Raw genomic sequence first — 23,412 nt, 5'->3', positions numbered from 1 at the left:
TAAATCACTAAATAAAAAGCAAAGTTATTAAAAAAGCACTCAAAATAGTATTCGGGCTGGTGTTGTTGATATTATTGACACTTAGCATACTTTTATTGGCTTTTCAATATAAACCCGTGCAAACATGGGCCGCTAAAAAAGCGACCAAATATCTGTCGGATGAATTGCGTACTACAGTAAGTATAAAAAGTCTTTACATAAGGCCTTTTAGCACCGTAGTTATTGAAGGCTTATATGTACTGGATAAAAAGAAGGATACGCTGCTGAATACCCCAAAGCTGGCAGTAGATATTAATGGGTTCTCTATTTTTAACAGCATCAAACAACGGCTTATTACTTTTTCGGCCATTGAGCTTGATAACGGGTCTTTTTACCTGAAAAAACAAAAGGATAGTACTACCAACCTCGATTTTATTATCAACTATTTTAACTCTGGCGATACCGCAACAACCGCCAGCAAACCCTGGACGCTGAATTTTGATAAGATCACCATTAACAACTTCCACTTCCGGTACAAAAACCAGCTGATTGATACCGCAATGGCCCAGGTTAATTTTGACGATATCGACGTAAAACATTTTAGCACGGTGGTTTTAAATATGGATATCAAAAACCACCTGTTTAAAGGCAATGTGCAAAAGCTAACCCTTGCAGAAAAAAGCGGGTTTTACGTTAAAAATTTAACATCAAATATCACTATAGATACTAACCAGATCCTGGCACAAAACCTTCATTTAAAAACCGGGCATTCTGATTTGAAAGATTATTTCAGGATGAAATTTAAATCGTTTAGCGATTTTGACGAGTTTAACACTAAGGTCTATATGGATGGCGATTTTAAATCGTCGCGGGTATCATCGGCAGATATCGCCTACTTTACCAGCGGGCTCGAAAAAGTAACTTTCGACCTTGGTTTAGACGGTCGTGCCCACGGGACGGTTAGTAACATAAAATCAAAAGGAGTTACAATAACCGGAGGCCAGGCTACCTTTATAAAAGGCGACTTTAATTTAAGAGGTTTGCCCGATTGGGATAATACCTTCCTGGAGCTGCGCTTTGACCAGATAGCATCTAACAAAAAGGATATCGATTATCTTATCAGTCATTTTTCGGGCCAGCCCAACCTAAAAGTGCCTGATATTATCAACAAGTTTGGTAACGTCAATTTCACAGGCAGATTTAGCGGTTTGCAAAACGATTTTGTGGCCTACGGTATTTTCAAAACTAAGCTTGGCCGTTTTGATTCGGACATTAATTTAAAAATCGACAAAAAAGGAAACCCCAGTTACAGCGGCAAACTGGATGCCTTTAACTTTGACCTGGGCACCTTGCTTGATGAAAGCAGCCTGGGCCGCACCACGTTTACATCAAACATAAAGGGCAGCGGCGACGACCTTAAAACCTTGAGCGAAAAAGGGGATGCTAAAATTAAATACATCGATTTTAATAATTACACCTATAATAACCTTACCATCAATGGCTCGTTTATAAAAAAACTTGCTAACGGGCATATCACCATTAACGATAAAAACATAAAGCTCGACCTGAAAGGAAAGGTAAACCTAAACGGCCAACTGCCCGCGTATGATTTAGCAGCCACCATTAAGGATGCCAAACTAAACGCCTTAAAACTGATAAAAGATACCATCACCCTTAGTACGCAGCTAAAAACCACATTTAGCGGCAACGATCTTAAAAATTTACAGGGCAATATTTTGCTATCGCCGATAAAGATTGTGGACCCACGTAATAATTACCAGGCCGATTCACTCTACCTATCGGCCAGCGGCAGCGGTAATGCCAGGGAAATAGCCCTCAAATCTGACTTTGCCGATGCCAATATTAAAGGCAGTTTTGACCTTGCTACCCTCCCATCGTATTTTAAAACCATTGTTAAAAAGTACATTCCATCGTTGCAAACTACTATTGTACCGCCTAAACCAGAAGAGTTTGATTTTAACCTCACCCTAAAAAAACTCGATCCGCTGACATCGATATTTTTACCTCAATTAAAAATACCTGATCAGGGGAATTTTACGGGCCATTTTGACTCCAATAACAAAACAGCTACGCTATCGGGCTATATAAAAACGTTTAAAATTGGCAAAACGGTTTTTCATGATTTTATTATTGACGAGAGCACATCCGATAATTTGCTGGGACTTAACGTTTCGCTAAAAAGGGTTGACCTAACCGACAGCCTTTTTATCAAGGACATTAACATAACCAACTTTCTTAAAAACGATAGTTTAAACTTTAACGTTAAGCTATCCGATAAAAATGCTGTAAACCAGCTGGATCTTTACGGCCTGGTTGAATTTGGCAAAGACACTACAGCCAAATTAAAACTACTACCCTCAGACGTGATCCTGGAGCATGAAAAGTGGAAAATACAGGAGCAGGTACGCATCCGGCTACTTAATGGCAAAACACAGGTAACGGGGTTTGAGTTATCAAACGGAAGTCAAAAGGTCAGGATAAATGGCTTTATATCTGATAACCCTACTGATGTATTAAAACTCACGTTTGAGAAATTTAACATGCGTACGCTTAACCAGCTCACCAAAACATCGGGCATATTTTTAAAGGGCTACCTCAATGGCGATGTAAATATGACCGCCATTACCGCAGATCCAGGTGTTGATGCCAAGCTGACTATCGATTCGCTTACCATGAACAAAACGCTTATTGGTAATGTAAAATTGGTATCAACACTGGATAACGACCGCAAGCAGGCCGACATGAAATTAAACATTGTTAACCGCGGCCTTGAAACCATGAACCTATCGGGGATATACGCCTTTGGTAAAGACACTGAAGATAACCTGGACTTTGATGTAAAAATGAATCAAACCGAGGCCATCATCTTTGAGCCATTCATTAAAGACCTGGTGTCGGATGTTAAAGGAAATATTTCTACCAATTTGAAGCTCTCGGGCAGCCCGTCGAAACCAAAATTAAACGGTGATGTGACTTTGGTAAATACAGGAGTAACGGTTAATTATTTAAAAACAGCGTATACGGTTAATACCAGGGTAAACGTGGCTAACAGCATTATTAAGATAGATAACATGGTGCTTAAAGATAAGCGAGGCGGCACAGGAACTGCCAATGGCACTATAGATTTGAACAACCCATCTAACCCGGATATCGAGGTTGACCTTGTTGCCAAAAACCTGCTGGCATTGAATACCACATTTAAGAATAACCACGTATACTATGGCACAGCATACGGAACCGGTAATTTTAGTTTCAAAGGCCCGGTTGATAACATGAAGATTGATATAACCGCGCGTACCGAGGCCGGCACAATTTTCAATATCCCGCTTAACACCTCATCAACAGCAAGCGAATATGATTTTATAAAATTTGTAAGTCATAGCGATACCGCGAAGGTTGTTGCCAAAGAGCGTGCATTTAATGGTGTAACCCTTAATTTTGATTTAACCGCCGATGAAAAAACCGTTGTAAGAATAGCCACCGATTATGGTTTGCTGGAAGGCAGCGGCGTGGCCAATAACCTAAAGCTGAACATTAACAGCCTGGGCGATTTTGAAATGTATGGCGACTTTTTAATAACCACGGGCAAATTTGAATTTACGGCCAAAAACTTTATCAGTAAAAACTTTACAGTAAGCCAGGGCGGTACCATCAGGTGGACAGGCAACCCGGCAAACGCCGAAATAAACCTAAAAGCGTTATACGAGGTACGTACAGATCGTTCGCCGTTATATACGGCCGCGGGCTTGCAATCGCCGCAGGGCAACAAGCAGGTATTGGTACAGGCCGAGCTAATACTAACCAAATCGTTATTATTACCTGTTATCGACTTTGACTTTAACTTCCCTACCGACCCTTCGGTAAAGGATGATGTGGCTACTTACCTGTCTGATAATAACAACCGCAGCCAGCAGGCGTTAAGCATTATTGTGCGCAGGCAGTTTTCGTCGGGCAGTAATAACAGTTTAACCAACCAGGTAATAAGCACAGCCGGCGATGCCGTTACCGAGTTCGCTTTTAATAAACTAAATAACCTGATAGCGCAATCAAACATTAAAAACTTTGATTTAAACATCCGCTCGTTTAATGAAGCCAGCGCTTCGCTTCGCTTCTTTAATGACAGGCTTTCATTCAACGGAAGTTTGTTTACCAACACGGCCTCAAACGATTTATTCAACAACAATAACACTACACTTTTCAATCAAAGCTTTAACAATATTAACAAGGATTTTGAAGCCCTGTACCGCATCAGGAAAGATGGTAACTTAACTGCCAGGTACTCGTACCGGATATTAAACAGTACCACCTTAAACAATTTAAATAACCAGTTACTACCACAGTATGTAAACGGGTTGGGCTTAGTTTATCAACGGGATTTTGACACCTTCCGCGAGTTTATCCGCAACCTTTTCAGAAGCGGCAAACGCACCCAGGCCCCGGTAACACCATTACCGGTAACAAACCCCAATCCTATTGTTACCAAACCGGATGACGATGATTAGTAGATTGATGTGCAGATGAAATATTGATGTGCAGATTTCAGATATGCAGATGAAGAAAATTTGAAAATTTGGTAATTTGAAAATGAAAAAGACAGATTTTAATGCAAAAAAGCAGGCTGACATTAATCAACCTGCTTTTTATTATCTAATTTCTCTGCATCTGCACATCTGTAATCTAAAATCTGCACATCTGTAATCTGCACATCTAAAATCTTAATGATCGCGCATAATGGCATGGTCCATTTTGTCGCGTTTGGTACGCAGGTATAATTCGTTATGTGGGTTTGATGCTATTTCGATAGGTACATTTTCAACAACCTCCAGCCCGTAGCCAATAAGGCCTGCGCGTTTTTTAGGATTATTGGTCATCAGCCTCATTTTTGAAATTCCAAGGCTGCGTAATATCTGCGCCCCAACGCCATAATCGCGCTGATCCATTTTAAAGCCCAATTTAACATTTGCTTCAACGGTGTCATAACCGTTCTCTTGCAGGTGATAAGCCTTTAACTTATTGATAAGGCCTATACCACGACCCTCCTGGTTCATGTAAACAACAACCCCCTTGCCTTCTTTGCTTATCATCTCCATTGCTTTGTGCAACTGTGGCCCACAATCGCAGCGGCATGATCCAAAGATATCGCCGGTAACACATGAGCTGTGTACCCGGGTTAAAATAGGCTCACCGGGCTCCCAGGTACCTTTTACCAGGGCAAGGTGATTTTCGCCGGTATCCAGTTGGGTATAGGCAATCATTTCAAAATCGCCCCACTCGGTAGGCATTTTCACCGAAACCTCTTTTTTAACCAGCGTTTCGGCATTTAAACGGTATGCTATCAGGTCTTTTATAGATACAATTTTCAGGTTAAATTCTTTTGCCATAACCAGCAGATCGGGCAGGCGGGCCATGTCACCATCTTCTTTCATGATCTCGCATATAACTCCGGCGGGTTCAAAACCAGCCAAAACAGCCAAATCAATAGCGGCTTCGGTGTGGCCCGACCGGCGCAAAACGCCTCCATCTTTAGCAATAAGCGGGAATATATGCCCTGGCCTTCCTAAATCCTCAGGTTTGGTGGCGGGGTCAATTAATGCCAGTGTTGTTTTTGAACGGTCGGTAGCCGATATGCCGGTTGTACAACCGTGCCCTAATAAATCAACAGAGACCGTAAAATTAGTTTCGTGCGACGTAGTATTGTGGCTCACCATCGGCTCCAGTTCAAGTTCGCGGGCTCTATCTACCGTAATAGGTGCGCAAACCAGGCCGCGGCCATGGCGTACCATAAAATTTATTGCTTCGGGGGTTGCATTGCGGGCAGCGGTTAAAAAATCACCTTCATTTTCCCTGTCCTCATCATCAACCACAATGATCATTTTCCCTGACCGTATATCTTCTATAGCTTCTTGTATTGTATTTAACATTATGTGTATATTACGTATGGCAAGCCTAAAAGGGTGCCATGATGTATTAAAGTTTAAACAAATTTAAACTATATTAAAATGATTCTGGTCGGTACTATGTAAAATGATTTTGGAGGCGGGGCGCGTGTCAGGCGTCCTTGCGTTTAAAGATTTTATTAAAATATCTTTTATAGGCCTCCATATCAAATATCACCGAATCGGTAGCGGCTTTATAGGAAAGGAAGAGCCCGATGGGCGTTAGCACAATAATAGCTACCCACATGCCAAATACAGTATTAACATTACCTGCCTTTACTGATTTTTCGCCTATGGTTGATATAATGTAATAGATAAGGAAAAATATCACCGAAATCACCACCGGAAGCCCCAGCCCACCTTTGCGGATAATAGCGCCCAGGGGAGCACCTATTAAAAATAAAGCGATACATGCTGCGGATAAGGTATATTTCTTTTGCACTTCCGAATCATATCGGCGGATGGTAGATGCATCGTTATTATATTTATCGGCACGGTTTTTTAAAAAATCCTTTACTGACCGAACTTCAGATGCAGCGCTTGATAAGGCCATCTGCTGATCTGCAATTTTCATACTTTTTAGTACATCTTTATCGGCAGCAATATATTTCACTTTTGATTTGGCCGGTAAATTAAAATACTTGATGTAGGGTGTAATAAGCTTATAATTGAGCATTACAGCGGCATCCGTGGCCTTTTGACTCGAATCAACAAAAAATTTAAGCTGCCTCAAATTCATCATCTGCGATGCCGACTTAAACTCATTTTCATCGGTGCGGCTAATTTTAAAGGCATCCAGCGGAAATTTTTGCTCCATTTCTTTAAAACGGAAACGGGTGAAGCGTTGCCGCAAATCATAGTTGGCACCGTCGCTTTTTGATTCCACATAATTTACACCATCCTTTAGTTTTAGCACCAAAAACTTATCACCCATAGTACGAAACATGGTACCTTCATGGGCCATTGTCACTTCGGTATTATTGGTTTCCTCGTTTTTTTTGTAAATAATAATACCATAAAGCCTTTGCCCGTCAGGATCTTTTTTGGTTACACGAATGGTGTAGCCCGGAAAGCTCGAACTGAATATCATCTCGGGCAGTAAATCGGCCGATTTCTGCTTCCGGGCATCATACAATAAGGAGTAATATTTCAGGTTAGCTATCGGCAGCATATAATCTGAAAAGAAGAATGCAGCGATACTTAATACTGATACAACGATTATCATGGGATACATTGCCCGGCGTAACGAAATGCCGGCAGCTTTAATAGCCACCAACTCATAATTTTCGCCCAGTGCGCCATAAGTCATAATGGTTGATAGTAATACCGATAGCGGCAGCGCCATTGCCACGTTGGTTGCCGAGTTATACATCATCAGCTCCAGGATGATATACCAGGCAAAGCCTTTACCTATAAGGTCGTCGATGTATTTAAACAAAAACAACATCAGCAACACAAACATTACGATGAACAGCGTGCTTACAAAAGGCCTTATAAATGATTTAAGCAGTAAAAGGTGGATCTTTTTCATCGGGGCAATTTGTATTTACAGGATAAAAAACGCGCAACGGTGCAGGTTAATTTTCATTAACGCAAAATTAGCGTTTGGTAATACAAAATTAGCTAAAATTAAATTGGCCTTACGCGCCCAGTACGCTAATGAGGTAATCAATCTGGTTATCCCATATCAGTTTTCGTTCGGGGATCTGGTCTTCCGTTGCAAAATCGGTGATGCTCAGGGCTACATCATTGGTTAGTTCGTCTTGCAAAATTTCCATTTCAAAATAGCATTGCGGCTCGTCCTCAAGCCATTTGAACCTTACAAGTTTATTTTCTTTAACTAAAATAAGTTTGGCTTTTTGCGGTTCATCGTCCCAGGTAAAAGTAAAAACCTGGTCACGAACATTTACATCATCGGCAAACCATTGTGCTAACCCGTTAGGCTCATTTAGGAACGTGAACAGTATTCTTGGAGATGATTTTATCTCATACTCAATAGTAAATTTCTTTTTTTCGGACATCGGGGTTTATACTTGAAAACAGGTTATGCAGTAAATGTTAACATTTTTTCTAAAGAAAACGAATTTCTGCTATATTTGCAAACCTTTTTAAGGAAGCCCATTGTTTTATAAACAGGGCTGCTCTTTTTAACAACCATGTAAAAAGAGGATTAAAATAAAAACGGCGGGGTAGCTCAGATGGTTAGAGCGTAGGATTCATAACCCTAAGGTCGGCAGTTCGATCCTGCTCCCCGCTACGTGAAAATCAGCCTGTTACGATAAATCGTAGCGGGCTTTTTCATTTTTAGCGGGCACTGAAAAATCGTTAACAATATTTAATTATCAATATTTCAATCACAACTCATTGATAATAAATATCTTATTACAACTTAAACTTTAAAAAAGCCTTACACTCATGTTATACATAGCTTACTTCGCTTACCGCGCAGGAATACTCATTAGGTTAATTTTTATAAAGTCGTCCGGATAGAACTAGTGTCATTTGTTGGGTAGAAACAATGTTGTATTATTAATCACTCCGAATTTCTTTACTGTTTCAGGCGGTTGTCACACTTTTTAATAAAGGTGTCTAATGATAAAACGAAAACATGGAAAACGAATTTAAAGGTAAAACCGCCTTGGTACTTGGAGGATCAAGCGGAATTGGTAAAGCCACAACGGCATTGTTACTACAAAATGAAGCTACAGTAGTTATTGTTGGCAAAAATCAGGTTAAAATAGATCAAACTATTAACGAATTGTCTGGCAGTGGAAATATTAAAGGTTACAAAGTTGACTTGACAGATCGTCTGCAAACCGCTGATTTCATAAATCAGCTCGGCAATACTATTATAAGCCGGGTTGACTATCTGGTTAATGCTTCCGGTATTTTTAGCCCAAAGCCATTCTTGGATCATACTTCTATTGACTATGATTCCTATCTTGATTTAAATAGAGGATTGTTTTTTATAACACAGGCTGTAGCCAAACTAATGGCTAATAATAAAAACGGCTCCATAGTTAATATCGGTTCAATGTGGGCAAAGCAATCTGTCAGGGCCACACCTTCATCTGCTTATTCAATGCAGAAAGCGGGGCTGCACTCTTTAACCCAGCATTTGGCAATGGAACTTGCACAATATGATATCAGGGTTAACGCAGTGTCTCCGGCAGTCGTTGAAACACCAGTATATGATAAGGTTTTTGGAGGGCAGGAAGCTGCTGTTGAAGCTTTAAAAGGTTTTAATGGATTTCAGCCGATCGGCCGGAATGGAAAACCAGAAGATGTGGCCAATACAATTGTATACCTCCTTTCGGAAAAAGCATCGTGGGTGACCGGTGCCATTTGGGATGTCGACGGGGGTGTTATGGCAGGACGAAATTAATTCTTAAATTTAGATGTTCTGAACATGTCTTCTTCCAATAGAAATACGATGAATCCTTTTTTAGTCGCTTATGATACCAATGAGGAAATGCGTTTTATAAAAGAGGCACAGGAAGGATCAAAATCAGCTTTGGAAAGCTTGATTAAGCTGCATCAGCGATTTGTTTATAATGTCGCGTTGAGATTAGTACGAAATGCTGAAGATGCTGCTGACCTAACCCAGGAAGGTTTGATAAAAATGGTGACCAAATTAAGCCAATTCCGGGGCAAAAGCAGTTTCAGAACATGGTTGTACCGTATAGTTTTCAACCATTTCATCCAAAACCAGGGCAATAAGAGGAGGCTGGAAACGGCTTCCTTTGAAGAACTTGGTGATTTTCTCGAAAATGCGCATGCATCTGAAGAAATGAGTGTTGAAGAGCAGGTCATTTATAGCGATTTGATTGATGATACAAGGAATAAATGCATGAGTGGCATGTTGCTTTGTTTGGACAGACAGCAAAGAATTATTTTTATACTGGGAGCTATCTTTAACATGAAATCTACTGTAGCTGCGCCACTGTTGGACATTTCTCCGGAAAATTTCCGGAAACAATTGTCGAGAGCCCGGGCTGACCTTTTTCAATTCATGGAAAATAAGTGTGGATTGGTGAATCCCACCAATCCTTGCCGTTGTCATAAAAAAACAATGGGGTTTATTAAAGAAGGCAAAGTGGAACCGACTCAGAGAAAATTTATGCCTGAAGCTGTAGAAACAATCCGGTCGGTCTCACCTCAAATAAATGATGAACTTGACCAATTGATGGAGGACAACTACATGAGCTTTTTTAAAGCACAAAATTATGAAAAACATGAAGTTGCAAATGAGATTGTTCAGTCTTTATTATTTAATAGTGAGATTAAAACTATGTTCAACCTTAACTGAGAAAGCTTTACAGTCCTGATTAGCAAGCGCAAAGGCTCGTTAATGCCGATAGGGTTGTCCGTTCACGCCGCTGGCCGGTTAATACACCCCGACCAAATATATCGGCAAACAGATCTTTATACATTGGAGCTTTGCCAGCTAAAACGCCGTTTTACGCAAATCCTCGAAGAAAAAGTTCGAAATTTGCCCAGTCAGGCCTACTAAAGCAGAAAACGGCATTGAAATGCATATTTCAATGCTTCTGTTTTTCCAACCACTATATATGTTACTAAAAATCAGCACCAGATACAATTCAATCCTATTCCAGTCCTTTAAAGCAAGGGGTTCTAAAACAACTAACAAATATGTTATAGCAGACTGTTTTTCAATCAATTGACTTGCTCTTTTTTCGTCTTTTAACAGTTTGATATTTTCCATCAAAATTATCTCCCTTAAATTAATCACCGGTTTACAAAGAGACTGTTTTTGGGGCAGCAGTGTTCGCATGAAATTTGCTCATAGAGAAGACTTAAGGCATTTACTTCAACATAGCGAAACTCAAAAGATCACAGATAACGTGGAATGGAATACATTTCATTTTTCCGGACAAATTTTCACTGCGAAACCGCCTAAAAGTATTTTTTCAATCTAAAACTCCCTTTTTGCCCCTTCTTTTTTGCAGGTTAGCCCCTTTTGTTTTTAGCGTTTTTCAAAGACTTTGCCCTCTTGAATGGTCGTCTCAAAATGACGATTCATATTAACCAATTACTCTATTAATTAAACACCATCATGAGGAAAATTCCAAGAACAGCGCATGCTTTGAAAAAAGAGAAGCCACCAGCGTCTTATTAAAACACATCGACGAAAATGCCGGGATAAATTCCCGGCCCTGGCAATTGCTTGTTATAGTTAACTCCGGGGGCTGCATTGTATGCCAATATTACGTTTGTCGCCGCGGAATAGCCAACTGCATTAACATATAACTGCCCTTGCCCACAGAACTAACCAGTTTAAATTTTAATAACCCAATTATGAAACGAAAATTACTTTTTCCAAATTATTTGTATTCCAGAGGGGTTCGCACTACGTTTAAAACTTTGGCATTATTTATATTGCCAATTGGCGCAAACGCGTTAACCCCCAATTTAATAACTCACAACAATAGCCCCGTAATTGCCCATATAGCGGCTGATAAGGCGGCGATAACTGTAAAAGGCTCTGTAGTAGACGCTATTGATGGCCAGCCGCTGGTAGGCGTTTCTATTAGTATAAAGGGAACTAATAAAGGTACCCTGAGTGATTTAAAGGGTAACTTTCAACTTTCGAATGTGCCGGAAAATGCCGTACTCGTTGTAACCTATATCTCATACGAGAAAGTTGAAATTGCAGTAAGCGGAAAGACTGATATCGCAATAAAACTTCAACCTTCAATGAAAACCCTGAACGATGTGGTTGTAGTAGGTTACGGCACGCAGAAGAAAGAAAACCTGACAGGCTCTGTAGGCGTTGTAAATACAAAGGATTTGGAAAGCAGGCCCCTGACAAATACCGGGCAGGCTTTACAAGGCACTGTTTCTGGTGTTTTTGCACTGCAAAGTTCGGGTAAACCCGGAGATGACAACACGGTTATAGATATTCGTGGGGTAGGTACTTTTGGAGATAATTCCCCATTGGTGTTAGTTGATGGTTTTCCCGGCAGCATCGGCGACGTAAATCCTAACGATGTTCAATCAATTTCAGTGTTGAAAGACGCCGCATCATCTGCTATTTATGGTAATCGTGCTGCAAACGGCGTTATTTTAATTACCACTAAACGGGGATCAGCAGGCAAACTTCGTGTTAACTATAGTGGATATGCCGGGATTCAAAGTCCGACAAGGCTGCCCAATGTATTAAACTCTGTTCAATATACCACGCTTTACAACGAGGCGGCAGTAAATACCGGATCGGCACCGGCCTATCCGGATTCGATAATTCAAAAATACGCGGCGCACAACAACCCATTATACCCCGATATCAATTATTTCAAGGTTTATTATGGAAACGCCTATATGCAAAACCATCGTGTAAGCGCAACGGGAGGAAGCGACAACGTCAATTATGCATTTATGCTGGGGCATCTGGATCAGGATGGAATCCTGGTGGCAACCAATTACAAAAAAACAGACTTCCGTCTCAACCTCGATACCTACCATCTAAAAGATAAAAGGCTTCGTGTTTCCGGGAATGTATCCGGGAATTTGGGTGTAAAAAGCGAACCTACCGACCTTTGGAATGCCGAATGGTATTCTACCCTGGCGCCTATACATCCGCTTAAGGATGCAAGTGGGAACTGGGTTTCTGTTAACGGCGAACGTAACTACTACGGGGAAATTAAAGAAGGTAGTACCAATCTGACAAAACGGTACAATTTTAGTGGACAGGCCGAAGCAGAATATAAAATTCTGCCAGGTTTAAGTGCGCAGCTTACTTACGGTTATAATGTTATCTCCACTAACGCAAATGCTTTTCATGCCAATGTAACGCTGAAAAACCAAAATGGAACAACTACACAATTGCCATCAGACCTTAATGTAACCAACGAGACTGACGCCCACTCATTGCTTACCGGGTTACTGAAATATAATAAGACAATTAACCGTCATTCATTCAATTTATTAGGCGGTTACAACGAAGAGGAGTTTACCTATGATTGGCAAAGCGGCTTTCGCTCACATTTTGTTAACAACACGCAACGTGTATTGAACCTTGGCGATGCGGCCACACAAACCAATAACTCTGGCAGTTACGATCTCGGCCTCCGTTCGTTTTTTGGCCGTTTAAACTATGCGTTTGACGAAAAATATCTATTTGAAGCTAATATCCGGAGAGATGGCTCTTCCAGGTTTGCACAAGGTAAACAATGGGGAACATTTCCGTCATTCTCAGCAGCCTGGGTACTATCAAAAGAAGATTTTATGAAAAGTGTGAGCTGGCTTGATTTTGCAAAAATTCGTGCCTCCTGGGGGCGTTTAGGTAATCAAAATATAAATAATTACTATAATGGCAGCGATATCCTGAGTTCGGGTCAGAATTATTCGTTCGGCGGAACGCTTTACTCGGGTGTTGCCGTTACGGCAATGACCAACAAAGATTTGACCTGGGAAACAGCTCAGCAATTGGATTTGGGGCTTGACATCTCTTTCCACAATAACATTGAAATTACTGCAGATTATTTTGATAAAAGGACTAAAAACCTCTTATTGACCCAGCCGATACCACTAACAATTGCGCAGTCGGCCCCAATGGCTAATGCCGGTGAAGTGCAAAACAAAGGTTTTGAACTTGGCATATCCTATAAAACAACGTTTGGCAATGGTGTTAAATTAAGAACTTCCTTCAATGTTTCTCACATCGTCAACAAAATCATCAGCATGAACGTGCCTCAGCAGTACAGCTCTCCAAAAGCGATTGTTGTGGGCTCGGCTATAAATTCATTCTACGGTTACCAGATGACGGGCATTTACCAGATTTCTGATTTTACATGGCAAAACAACAGCGATGCATCCATTCCGTACGCAAGCCGTAGTTATACGCTTAAACCGGGTGTAGTTAAAGTAAGCGATTACAACGCGCAACCTGGCGATATTAAATATGCCGACCTCAATAGTGACGGCGTAGTTGACCAAAACCACGACCGCAAAATCATAGGTAAGCAATTTCCTGACATAACCTATGCTTTTAACTTCAATGCAGCCTGGAAAGGTCTGGACCTTGGGGTGTTTTTACAAGGCGTACAAGGCATGCAGGGTTATACCTACTATGAAATAGCTTCGCCTTTTAGCGGCTTTGCAAACGTTGGTACCTGGTGGTTAAACAGGTGGACACCACAAAATCCATCTAATACCTATCCCCGAGTTACATTGGATGGCGTAAGAAACAATATTCACTCTTCCTTCTACGTGGAAAATGCGTCGTATCTAAGGGTTAAGAATATTGAATTGGGATATACTTTAAGTCCGGCTGCCATTAAGAAGATAGGTTTAAGCTCGCTTAGGATATATGCCAACATACAAAACGCTTTCACATTCACCAAATTCAAAGGCTTTGATCCGGAACAAACCTCTGATCAAACAAGAGCTGAGGCATATCCACAGGTGCGGGTGATGACTGCAGGTATAAATGTTAATTTCTAAAGGATAAAATCATGAAGACTATATATAAAATCATAATCTTAGCATCTGTTATTAATCTTGCCGGCTGCAAGAAAAACCTTCTGGATAAAACGCCAAAAGACCGCTTGTCGCCCTCGACATTTTACCAGAACGAAACCCAGGTAAAAATGGCGTTGGTGGGCATTTACAATGCACTGCAACCTAATGCCACCCCGGCGCATTTTTTCCAGTTTGAATTTGAATCGGATAATGCCTATTGCCAGGATGCCTGGCAGGGCTCAAAGGAAGTTGGAGCATGGCAAACCACAACCAACAGTTGGGCGCCATATGCGAAGTGGACCCAGGATTACACCATTATTTCAAGGGCCAACGAGTTTTTGCAGGATGTTGCCAATGCAAGCATTGATGCTACTGTAAAAACCCAAATGTCGGCCGAAGCGAAGTTTTTACGAGGGTATGCCTATACGGATTTGACTACTTATTTTGGCGATGTGCCCTTAATTACCAGTGTACTGTCGCTCTCGGATGCATATGTTTCAAGGACTGCGAAAGCTACCGTGCTGACGCAGATCTTAACTGATTTTACAGAGGCAGCAGCCGCACTACCAACCTCCTACTCGGGTTCTGATGTTGGCCGGGCAACCAAAGGAGCTGCATTAGCTTACAAGGCAAAAGCTCTTTTGTACAATGGAAAGTGGGCCGATGCTGCACAGGCCGCGCAGGATGTGATCAATCTTAACGCCTACAGTTTATATACTAACTATGGTTCGCTGTTTGATGAGGCACACGAAAACAATAGTGAAGTGATTTTTGACATCCAATATATACCCACTACCCAGTCACAACCCTGGCCATCATCTGCTTTATCTTTGAGTGTTTGGCCAACTCCAAACGTCACTGCTGATTTGATCGATTCATATTACATGACCAATGGATTACCGGTTACCAACTCTGCTTCGGGCTACAATGCTCAAAACCCGTATGTCAATCGCGATCCAAGATTGGCTGCTTCAGTAGTATTACCTGGCTCTTTGTGGGGTACAACCACCTACATACCTGCCAATGATGTGGTTCCGTCTGGTGCACGCCCGCGTAAATACGCGGCGATAGGTATTGCCGACCCCAATAATTGTTCCCTCAATACTATTTTGATGCGTTATGCTGACGTGTTGCTGATACGTGCCGAAGCCCTGATTGAATCGGGAAGCACCGCAACCGAAATCTATACACTTATAGACAAGGTGCGGGCCAGGGTAAGCATGCCCAGGGTTGAAGATGTAGAAGGTACCGGCTTAAACCAAACCCAATTAAGGGCAATATTACGCCATGAGCGCAGGGTTGAATTCTTTATGGAAGGCACCAGGTATGCAGATATGTTACGCTGGAAAGATCAATCCCTGGTTCATGATGTTTATGGATATGACAAATCGTTGCTGAGTAATCCGGCAAGTGCCGCTACCTGGCAGTTTAAACAGGTTAAGTTAGATACCCGGACATTTGATGCAGGGAAAGGATGGCTATGGCCAGTGCCGCAAGCCGATATTGACATCAACAAAAAATTGCTACCAAACAACCCGGGATATTAAGGCGTCCTGTCATCGCACAAATTTCCTTTCGTTTTAGCGATATAGCCCCCGATAATACTGCAATAGCGGTTTATCGGGGGGTTCGTTTTAAATACGATATATCTGCTTTGTACATGTTTTGAAATTGGCAGCTCCCATCATATCTGAAGTATTGCAGCAAGGTACTTAGTCCTATAACGCCCTGGGCAAACGCATCTAATTGGGTTAACATAACTTAACACATTTCAGATAAAATATTTATAAATATTTAATAATCAATACATTGCATTTAACCATGGTTAACACTAAAATGATCGCGCAATTTAGGTGTATCCTCCTTTATATCGATGAATACACTGCTTCGCAAATTTTCAGTTATCAATCGCAAGGTAAATAAATCGTAAAATTAAAAAGGCTGCCCTTTTAAGGCAGCCTCGCGATGTAGTATAATGTCATCGATAAATTGACGGATAATGTTATCCTAAAGTTCTAAGAAGGTGTCTAAATTTGATTTGCTAATGTTTTTATGCTCCTAATGAAGGGACAACAACATATTTCGCATGTCGGCTACAACTCAACCCGGCGATGCTGCGCTGGCCGACCCTCTCTTCGGCTTCGCCGGAAAGAGGGTTTTGAAAATTATGATTTAATAAATAACTGATTATCAAATAAATAACAACAAACCCTCTTTCCACCGAAGGTGAAGAGAGGGTGGTCGGGCGTAGCCTATACCGGGTGAGCCGTAGCCAGTGTTCAAGCGAATGTTTATGTAAATTCCAATACTTGACGCACGAGTACGAAGCAATAACCATCTGTTTTTTATTTTTAGACAGCCTCTAAGTCAAAAACGAAAAAATTCAACTTCAGACTTACCACTTGGTACTGTTAACTTTTTTATTGCGCAATAAGCGTCCATTGCTGGTTGTAGCTCGAACCGCTTGTCCACTGTTGCATAACAGATCCATTGGTTGTCAAGCCTCCAGTATCCAGGCATTTCCCGGTAGCAAGGTTAACTATTTTGTAGTAACCGCTTCCGGCCGAAACTATTGACCAGCGCTGGTTAGTACTGGTGCCTACTGTATATTGTTTAACCGATGAGCCATCAGTAGTATTACCCCCGGTGTCCAGGCACTCTTTCCCGGTTACACAGCTTAGCGTATAATAGCCATCGGTATAACTTACATTCCATTTCTGGTTGGCGCTTGTTCCCGATGCCCATTGAGCTACGGTAGCACCATCGGTTGTGCTGCCCAAATTATCAAGCATAAGGCCCGATGCACGATTTTGAAGCTTGTACCGCCCGTCGGCAATTGGCCCCAGCCATACAGGAGATGCGGTAAGTTTCCATGACCACCTGAACATGTTCGCGGTGCCCGGGCTAACCTCTACCAGGTTATTATTTGCCTTATACCAGCGGTAGGTATCAATATCATTAACGCCCGACCATGCTATAGTACCCATAGAGTTGTCCCTGGCATACGAAAGCGCCCCGGTTAAAAATGCCTGATCAACATATACACCAGTATCCCATTGCCACCAGAAACTCATGTTCCTGAATGTTTCGATACCAACTTCGGTAACCACCGTACGGGCCGCGTAAGATCCGGTCCTGCTTGACATGTCGCTGTAATAGCCCGACCAAACATCATGCGATCCCCAGAACCACCAGTAGCAGTGCAGGCCCAGGTATTGATTAACTAACCTTGAATCGGCGCCAACTGCAGTTACGTCAGCAGCATAACCAGTGCCGTCCAGGATGCATTTCCCATCGGCCGTACTAAATGTAGTCAGGAAACTGGCATATAAATTATTCAAATCGGTACTTGAATAATCCACAGGTTCATTTATAGGTTCATACAAAATAGACGTGTTGTTTTTATAAACATTATTCACAGTTGTCCACATGGTAGTCCATTGTGTAACATCCGGTACATGATGCACACCTACCGGCCAGTAGCAAAGTATTACTTTACAGCCGTTTGATACAATGGCATTAATTGCAGCCTGGTATACAGGCCAATAAGTAGAGCTTGAGGCCGTCCATGGGTTTATGGGCATCCTGATAGTAGTACCGCCGCTTGTTTTAACAGCGCTTGAAATACTGGTGGCCAAAGCAGCAGCCTGGGTTGCGGTGAGCGATGTAGTCATACCGCTTGGCAATACAACCCTTCCGTCGCCTTCATTGCCATTAGGATCGGCCCAGTTTATACCACGAAAGCCATTGGTGTTGGTAGTTGAAAGCGCAAGGTTTTGTTTTGTCGACAAGCCGGAGATATCAGGGTTCTTTTGAATAGTGTTTTTTGAACAGCCCATCATAAAGGCTAACAGGCAGCATAGCGCCTGGGCGGTTAAATTTTTTCTCATAAGTTTTATATTAAAATATTAGATAATTAGTTCTTTATAATCAGTTGGTTTTAACTTTTAAACAAGGCGGTGATCTTCCCGGCGTTGGCACAAAGCAAATAATGACATCGATTAGCTGCAAAACAACTGAATGCATATGCAGTAATAATTTGAATATTCTCATGGCAGAGGTATTAAAATCCAGATTTCCAGCCCAGCAATTACCGTTAATCACTGCCGGACGTTACGGTCGGCAATTTGATTAGCCATTGAAAAATGACTGTAAGCAATAATGGAAATGGGAAATCCGTGTTTATATGGTTTAACCTAAATCTCTTTTAAAAAGCAGAAATTAAAAAGGGGGTAAAGCCTCAATATTGCGGGGATAAAGTGTCATTTTAATGAATTTTAACGCAATTCCTCTTCTTTTTTTAACCCGTTATCGCCTGAACGTCAAGTATCGGTGCTGTTTTCAATTCCTAAACATTTGGAATTCTTGTTATTAATACAATTAATATTATATAAATTTGAGTGCCTTATAAACTTAATGTTTCAACGTCACAGTAGGGGTTTGATTAATATTTAAGAGCGATGATGAATCCTCCAATTAGGGTTTAAATAAAGTTTGATCTATATATTCTTAAGGAAAAATGCGTATCAAACCTCAATTTATACCCCAATAAAAGGATCATTTGTCGGCACTTTTAATATGGCCAACGTGCCGTGTTCCCCGCTTTGTTGTAATTGTGTTATCCTGAAAATTAGTGTATTAAGTACAATATTTTTGATTGTTGACCGACCAAAGATGATTGTGAAGCTTATTTTATACTGGTACAAGTTATCAGTGATAACACGGTATAGTATTTATCTAATTAAAAGTGATAACGGATTTATGTATAAAGCTGTCTTATTCTTCCTGATCAATTTTTTGTGCACAACCGGCCTAAATGGACAAATCTTAACGACCTCTCCAACCAATGACATCAAGAATTTTGCCCTAAAATCATATACTACTCATGACGGCCTGCCATCCGAAAATGTAACAGTAGCCCTTAAAGACAGGCGCGGATACATGTGGATAGGGACAGACAATGGGCTTTGTAAGTTTGATGGCTACTCCTTTGAAAACTTAGTAAACATTCCTGGTAACACGGCAAGCATAAGTTCAAATTATATTAACGCGCTTGCTGAAGATAAAAACGGAAAAATATGGGTTGGGACGATAGACGGCTTAAATGTTTTAGATCCCAACACTGAAAAATTTGAACGGTTTTATCATAGTGATAAAATCAAACAGTCGATAAGTAACAACAAGATTTTTTCGATCTTATGCGATAGAGAAGGAACTATCTGGATAGGAACAGACGATGGTTTTAATCAATATGTGGCAAATCGCAGGTCATTTATTACCTATAAACCTAACCCGCAAAACGAGTTTTCAATAAAAGGAAAGTCGGTAAATGCAATTGTTGAAGATAACGATAAAAACCTTTGGCTGGGGAACTGGAACGGCGGGTTGAATAAATTCGATAAGGTTGGTAAGCGTTTTACCAATTATCTGCAAACCGAATCTCTGCATAAAAAAAGCCCTAATGATATCTGGAGCCTTTTTTACGATCAAAGGAGTGGTTGTATTTGGGTGGGCACCTATTGGAGCGGGCTTTATCAGTTTGATCCTAAAAAACAGCGATATACCGCATTTCCGAGTCGTGACAATGTTAATATAGGCGCTTTTTGTATCGACAACGCTAACGACTCCACCTTAGTTGTTGGAAGTAACGCCGGGTTCTATTTTATAAATAAGGGGAATGGCCAATGGCGAAAAATTGGCGATGTTAATAGCACAGCCGATAGCTATGTTTACAATGATAATGCCGGAATTATGTGGCTATGTGGTAAAGACGCTTTAACAAAAGTAGATTTTACACAGTATAAATTCCATTTCATTCCATTATCAATCAAACCGCGCGAAGTAAAAAGTATGTTGTTGCAAGGGAACATGTTGTGGTTGGCAACAAACAACGGGCTTTATCAGTTTGATTTAATAAAAAAAAACACAAAGCTATTTAATCACACAAATAATCCGTCAAGCATCAGCAGCAATCAGGTTGGCAAAATATATTTAGACAATGATGGTGTATTATGGGCGGCTACCGAAAATGGTTTTGATAAGTTTGACGTTAAGAATAACCGGTTTATACACCACTTTCATCATTCAGCCCTGAGCAATTTCTTTAATGAAGATGTTTTCAGAGATATTCTTGAAGTAAGGCCTCATGAATACTGGCTCGCTACAGACGCCGGCCTTAAAATATACAACGAAGAAAAACAGCAATTCAAACATTATTATAACGACGATAAAAACCCTAATTCAATTGCCAGCAACCATATTTATACGCTTTTAAAAGACAAAAAAGGCAATGTGTGGATTGGAACAAATGGAAACGGGGTTGATCGTTTTGACCAAAAAACCGGCATTTTTCATCATTACGCTTATAATGACAAAAATGCCGGTAGCCTTAGTAGTAATATCGTTCACTGTTTATTTGAGGATAGTAAAAGGAATATCTGGATCTGCACGGCCGACGGGCTAAATAAATATGTTCCGAAAAATGATTCTTTTATCGTTTACTCAAGCAAAGATGGATTTGCAAGTAATGTTTTCAACAACCTTGTTGAAGATGGTTTTGGGAATCTTTGGATTAACTCCGCAACGGGAATATCAAAGTTTACTCCCCGAGCATTAGCTGTCACCAATTTTGATGAAGGCGACGGCGTGTTTTCCCACTCGCTTATTTACAAGTCGGCAGATGGTCAGATTTATTTAGGCGGAAATACTGGCGTAGTTGTTTTCGATCCGTCAAAAATTAAATTGAATAATAAAATCCCCCAGGTTTATCTTTCCGATTTCCAGGTGTTTAATAAATCGGTAAGGCCGGGTAAAAATTCGCCATTGAAAAAGCCGGTTAGTATAGCCGATACTGCATTTCTTAATTACGACCAAAATGTATTTTCAATCGAATTCGTTTCGCTCAATTATACCCATTCAGAGAAAAATGGTTATCGGTATAAATTAGAAGGCTTTGACGAAAAATGGAATTTTAACAGTAGCCAGCGAAGGGTTACTTACACCAACCTTAACCCGGGAACTTATACCTTTAAGGTAATTGCAAGCAATAATGACGGCGTGTGGAACATAACGCCGAAATCGTTAATCATAATTATTTCTCCACCGTGGTACCAAACCTGGTGGGCATATACTATCTATATTATAATTATTGGCGGGTTGGTTTATCTGTATCTGTTATACAGGGACCATCAGGCTAAACTAAAATACGAAATTCAGATTGCTCACTATGAAAGTGAAAAGGAAAAGGAGTTAAGCGAACGAAAGCTTGCTTTTTTTACCAATATTTCTCATGAGTTCCGGACGCCATTGACATTGATCATTAACCCTGTTAAGGAACTATTATTTAACGAAAAGAAGGCTATGGATGCCTCCAATTTAAACATTGTTTACAGAAACGCGCGCCGGCTATTAGGCCTGGTAGATCAGCTGCTCCTTTTCAAAAAGGCAGAATCAGAATCCGATCAGCTTAAAATAAGCAATGTTAATATTGTTGATTTATGTAAGGAGGTTTATTTATGTTTTGTACATGAAGCGAAAAGAAAACAAATCCATTTGGAGTTTGTATCATCAGCCGATTGCCTTAATATTTATGTAGATAGAGAAAAAACAGAAATAGTGTTATTTAATCTGCTCTCGAATGCGATAAAGTTCACTCATAAACATGGAAAGATTCGCATCTGTGTAGAAGAAGCAGACCAGGTGGTATCAATAATGGTCGAGGACGATGGATGCGGAATCCCTTCCGAAGTTGGTGAAAAACTTTTTAGTCGTTTTTACCAGGTACCTGATTTGGCGGGCACACCAACCGGAGGATTTGGTCTTGGACTATACCTCGTCAAAAATTTTGTAGAACGCCAGGCCGGAACAGTTGAATATCAAAGTCAGATTGGAAAAGGCACATCGTTCACCATCACTTTTAAAAAAGGCAGATTGCACCTTAAAGACCCTGTTATTTTAGAACAATCAGCAGCTACTTCCGGGTTTTTAAAGGAGCTGATTGATGCTGAAACTACAGCTAATGACATCGTGTTGGCAGCAGACCCGGTTGAAGAACAATCATTGTCTGACTTCAAAACGCTATTGATCATCGATGACCATGAGGATATGAGAGAATATCTGCGCCAGATTTTCAAACTCGAATATAATGTTCTTGTTGCGTCAAGCGGCGAAGAGGGAATAAAAATAATAAACGAACAATGGCCGGATATTGTTATATGTGATGTGATGATGCAGGGCATTACAGGTATAGAAGTTTGTGCGGCCATTAAGGGAAATATGACAACCTCGCACCTTCCGGTGATTCTTTTAACAGCCAGCGCATCAAATGAGATAAAGCTAAAAGGTATTGAAGGTGGCGCTGATGATTATATCGGGAAACCTTTTGACAAAGATATCCTGAAAGCAAAGGTCAATGGGTTGCTGAGGAGCAGGAATACCCTTCAGCAATATTTTTATAATGAAATCACACTTAACAATAACCCCCATAGCATCTCGATAGAGTACAAACGGTTTCTGGATTCCTGCATCCGGATTGTTGAGGATCATATAACAGACCCCGATTTTAACCTTCAATCCTTAGCCTACGAATTAAATATGTCCTATTCCGGCATCTATAAAAAAATCAAAATGATTTCCGGGCAACCCGCAAATAGCTTCATAAGGTCTATCAGGTTGCGAAAAGCGGCACAGTTATTTGTACATAGCGATTTAAATATATTGGAAACTGCTTATGCCGTTGGAATAAAAGATATCAAGTATTTTCGTGAGCAGTTTAAAAAAGTGTTCGACTTAAAACCTTCCGAATACATTAAAAAATTTAGAAAGAGCTTCAAAAATGCTATGGTAAACCAGGTGGCCGAAAGAAAATAAACCGGTAAGCAGCCGCCTGGTTTACCTCTCCCCGAAAATGTAAAAACCATTCTTCAGCCGGCAATCTATTGAGTGTTGTGCTCTAATGTCTGTTTTTAAACTACCCGAAATCCTACGAAAACAACCT

The 23,412-nt window shown here is 40.8% G+C and carries 11 protein-coding genes and 1 tRNA gene; 7 read left to right on the top strand and 5 right to left on the bottom strand.

Going from position 1 to position 23,412, the window contains the following annotated elements; translation table 11 throughout:
- The first annotated feature begins 116 nt into the window (after nucleotides 1–116).
- Nucleotides 117–4,502, top strand: a complete 4,386-nt coding sequence (locus BMX56_RS05385) for a translocation/assembly module TamB domain-containing protein (RefSeq protein WP_143065368.1) — start codon at nucleotides 117–119, stop codon at nucleotides 4,500–4,502.
- A 213-nt stretch (nucleotides 4,503–4,715) separates the two neighbouring features.
- On the opposite strand, the gene BMX56_RS05380 is transcribed toward BMX56_RS05385, so the two are convergent.
- The 3 genes from BMX56_RS05380 to BMX56_RS05370 all read right to left on the bottom strand — a co-directional run bounded on the left by BMX56_RS05380 (nucleotide 4,716) and on the right by BMX56_RS05370 (nucleotide 7,957).
- A complete protein-coding gene (locus BMX56_RS05380) occupies nucleotides 4,716–5,921 on the bottom strand; it encodes a bifunctional 3,4-dihydroxy-2-butanone-4-phosphate synthase/GTP cyclohydrolase II (RefSeq protein ID WP_177183726.1) in 1,206 nt (401 codons plus the stop codon).
- 127 nt (nucleotides 5,922–6,048) lie between these two features.
- Nucleotides 6,049–7,467 (bottom strand): LptF/LptG family permease, encoded by a 1,419-nt coding sequence (locus BMX56_RS05375; RefSeq protein ID WP_090642036.1) that lies wholly within the window; start codon nucleotides 7,465–7,467, stop codon nucleotides 6,049–6,051.
- A 109-nt stretch (nucleotides 7,468–7,576) separates the two neighbouring features.
- Nucleotides 7,577–7,957, bottom strand: coding sequence for an START-like domain-containing protein (locus BMX56_RS05370; RefSeq protein WP_090642033.1), 381 nt, complete (start codon nucleotides 7,955–7,957; stop codon nucleotides 7,577–7,579).
- Nucleotides 7,958–8,119: 162 nt separating this feature from the next.
- Here BMX56_RS05370 and BMX56_RS05365 point away from each other — a divergent pair.
- The 3 genes from BMX56_RS05365 (at nucleotide 8,120) to BMX56_RS05355 (ending at nucleotide 10,245) form a co-directional block, all read left to right on the top strand.
- Nucleotides 8,120–8,193: transfer RNA gene (locus BMX56_RS05365), tRNA-Met, on the top strand.
- A 351-nt stretch (nucleotides 8,194–8,544) separates the two neighbouring features.
- Complete coding sequence (locus BMX56_RS05360) at nucleotides 8,545–9,321, top strand: SDR family NAD(P)-dependent oxidoreductase (protein ID WP_090642029.1); 777 nt, start codon at nucleotides 8,545–8,547, stop codon at nucleotides 9,319–9,321.
- Nucleotides 9,322–9,369: 48 nt separating this feature from the next.
- Nucleotides 9,370–10,245 (top strand): RNA polymerase sigma factor, encoded by an 876-nt coding sequence (locus BMX56_RS05355; RefSeq protein WP_177183725.1) that lies wholly within the window; start codon nucleotides 9,370–9,372, stop codon nucleotides 10,243–10,245.
- A 138-nt stretch (nucleotides 10,246–10,383) separates the two neighbouring features.
- Here BMX56_RS05355 and BMX56_RS05350 read toward each other — a convergent pair whose 3' ends face one another.
- On the bottom strand, nucleotides 10,384–10,662 hold the full coding sequence (locus tag BMX56_RS05350; RefSeq protein ID WP_090642024.1) for a hypothetical protein: 279 nt from the start codon (nucleotides 10,660–10,662) through the stop codon (nucleotides 10,384–10,386).
- 593 nt (nucleotides 10,663–11,255) lie between these two features.
- Between BMX56_RS05350 and BMX56_RS05345 the strand changes: the two genes are divergently transcribed.
- Both BMX56_RS05345 and BMX56_RS05340 read left to right on the top strand, forming a co-directional pair.
- Nucleotides 11,256–14,399, top strand: a complete 3,144-nt coding sequence (locus BMX56_RS05345) for a SusC/RagA family TonB-linked outer membrane protein (protein WP_090642021.1) — start codon at nucleotides 11,256–11,258, stop codon at nucleotides 14,397–14,399.
- A gap of 11 nt (nucleotides 14,400–14,410) precedes the next feature.
- The gene (locus tag BMX56_RS05340) at nucleotides 14,411–15,964 is read left to right on the top strand and encodes a RagB/SusD family nutrient uptake outer membrane protein (RefSeq protein WP_090642018.1); all 1,554 of its coding nucleotides are present in this window, start codon (nucleotides 14,411–14,413) and stop codon (nucleotides 15,962–15,964) included.
- An 873-nt stretch (nucleotides 15,965–16,837) separates the two neighbouring features.
- Here BMX56_RS05340 and BMX56_RS05335 read toward each other — a convergent pair.
- Complete coding sequence (locus BMX56_RS05335; protein ID WP_090642015.1) at nucleotides 16,838–18,307, bottom strand: RICIN domain-containing protein; 1,470 nt, start codon at nucleotides 18,305–18,307, stop codon at nucleotides 16,838–16,840.
- Nucleotides 18,308–19,178: 871 nt separating this feature from the next.
- Here BMX56_RS05335 and BMX56_RS05330 point away from each other — a divergent pair.
- The gene (locus BMX56_RS05330) at nucleotides 19,179–23,285 is read left to right on the top strand and encodes a hybrid sensor histidine kinase/response regulator transcription factor (RefSeq protein WP_177183724.1); all 4,107 of its coding nucleotides are present in this window, start codon (nucleotides 19,179–19,181) and stop codon (nucleotides 23,283–23,285) included.
- The last annotated feature ends 127 nt before the right edge of the window (nucleotides 23,286–23,412 follow it).

Source organism: Mucilaginibacter sp. OK283 (genome assembly GCF_900110415.1).
In the GTDB taxonomy this organism is placed as follows: domain Bacteria; phylum Bacteroidota; class Bacteroidia; order Sphingobacteriales; family Sphingobacteriaceae; genus Mucilaginibacter.
This window is presented reverse-complemented; position numbering and strand designations above follow the sequence as displayed.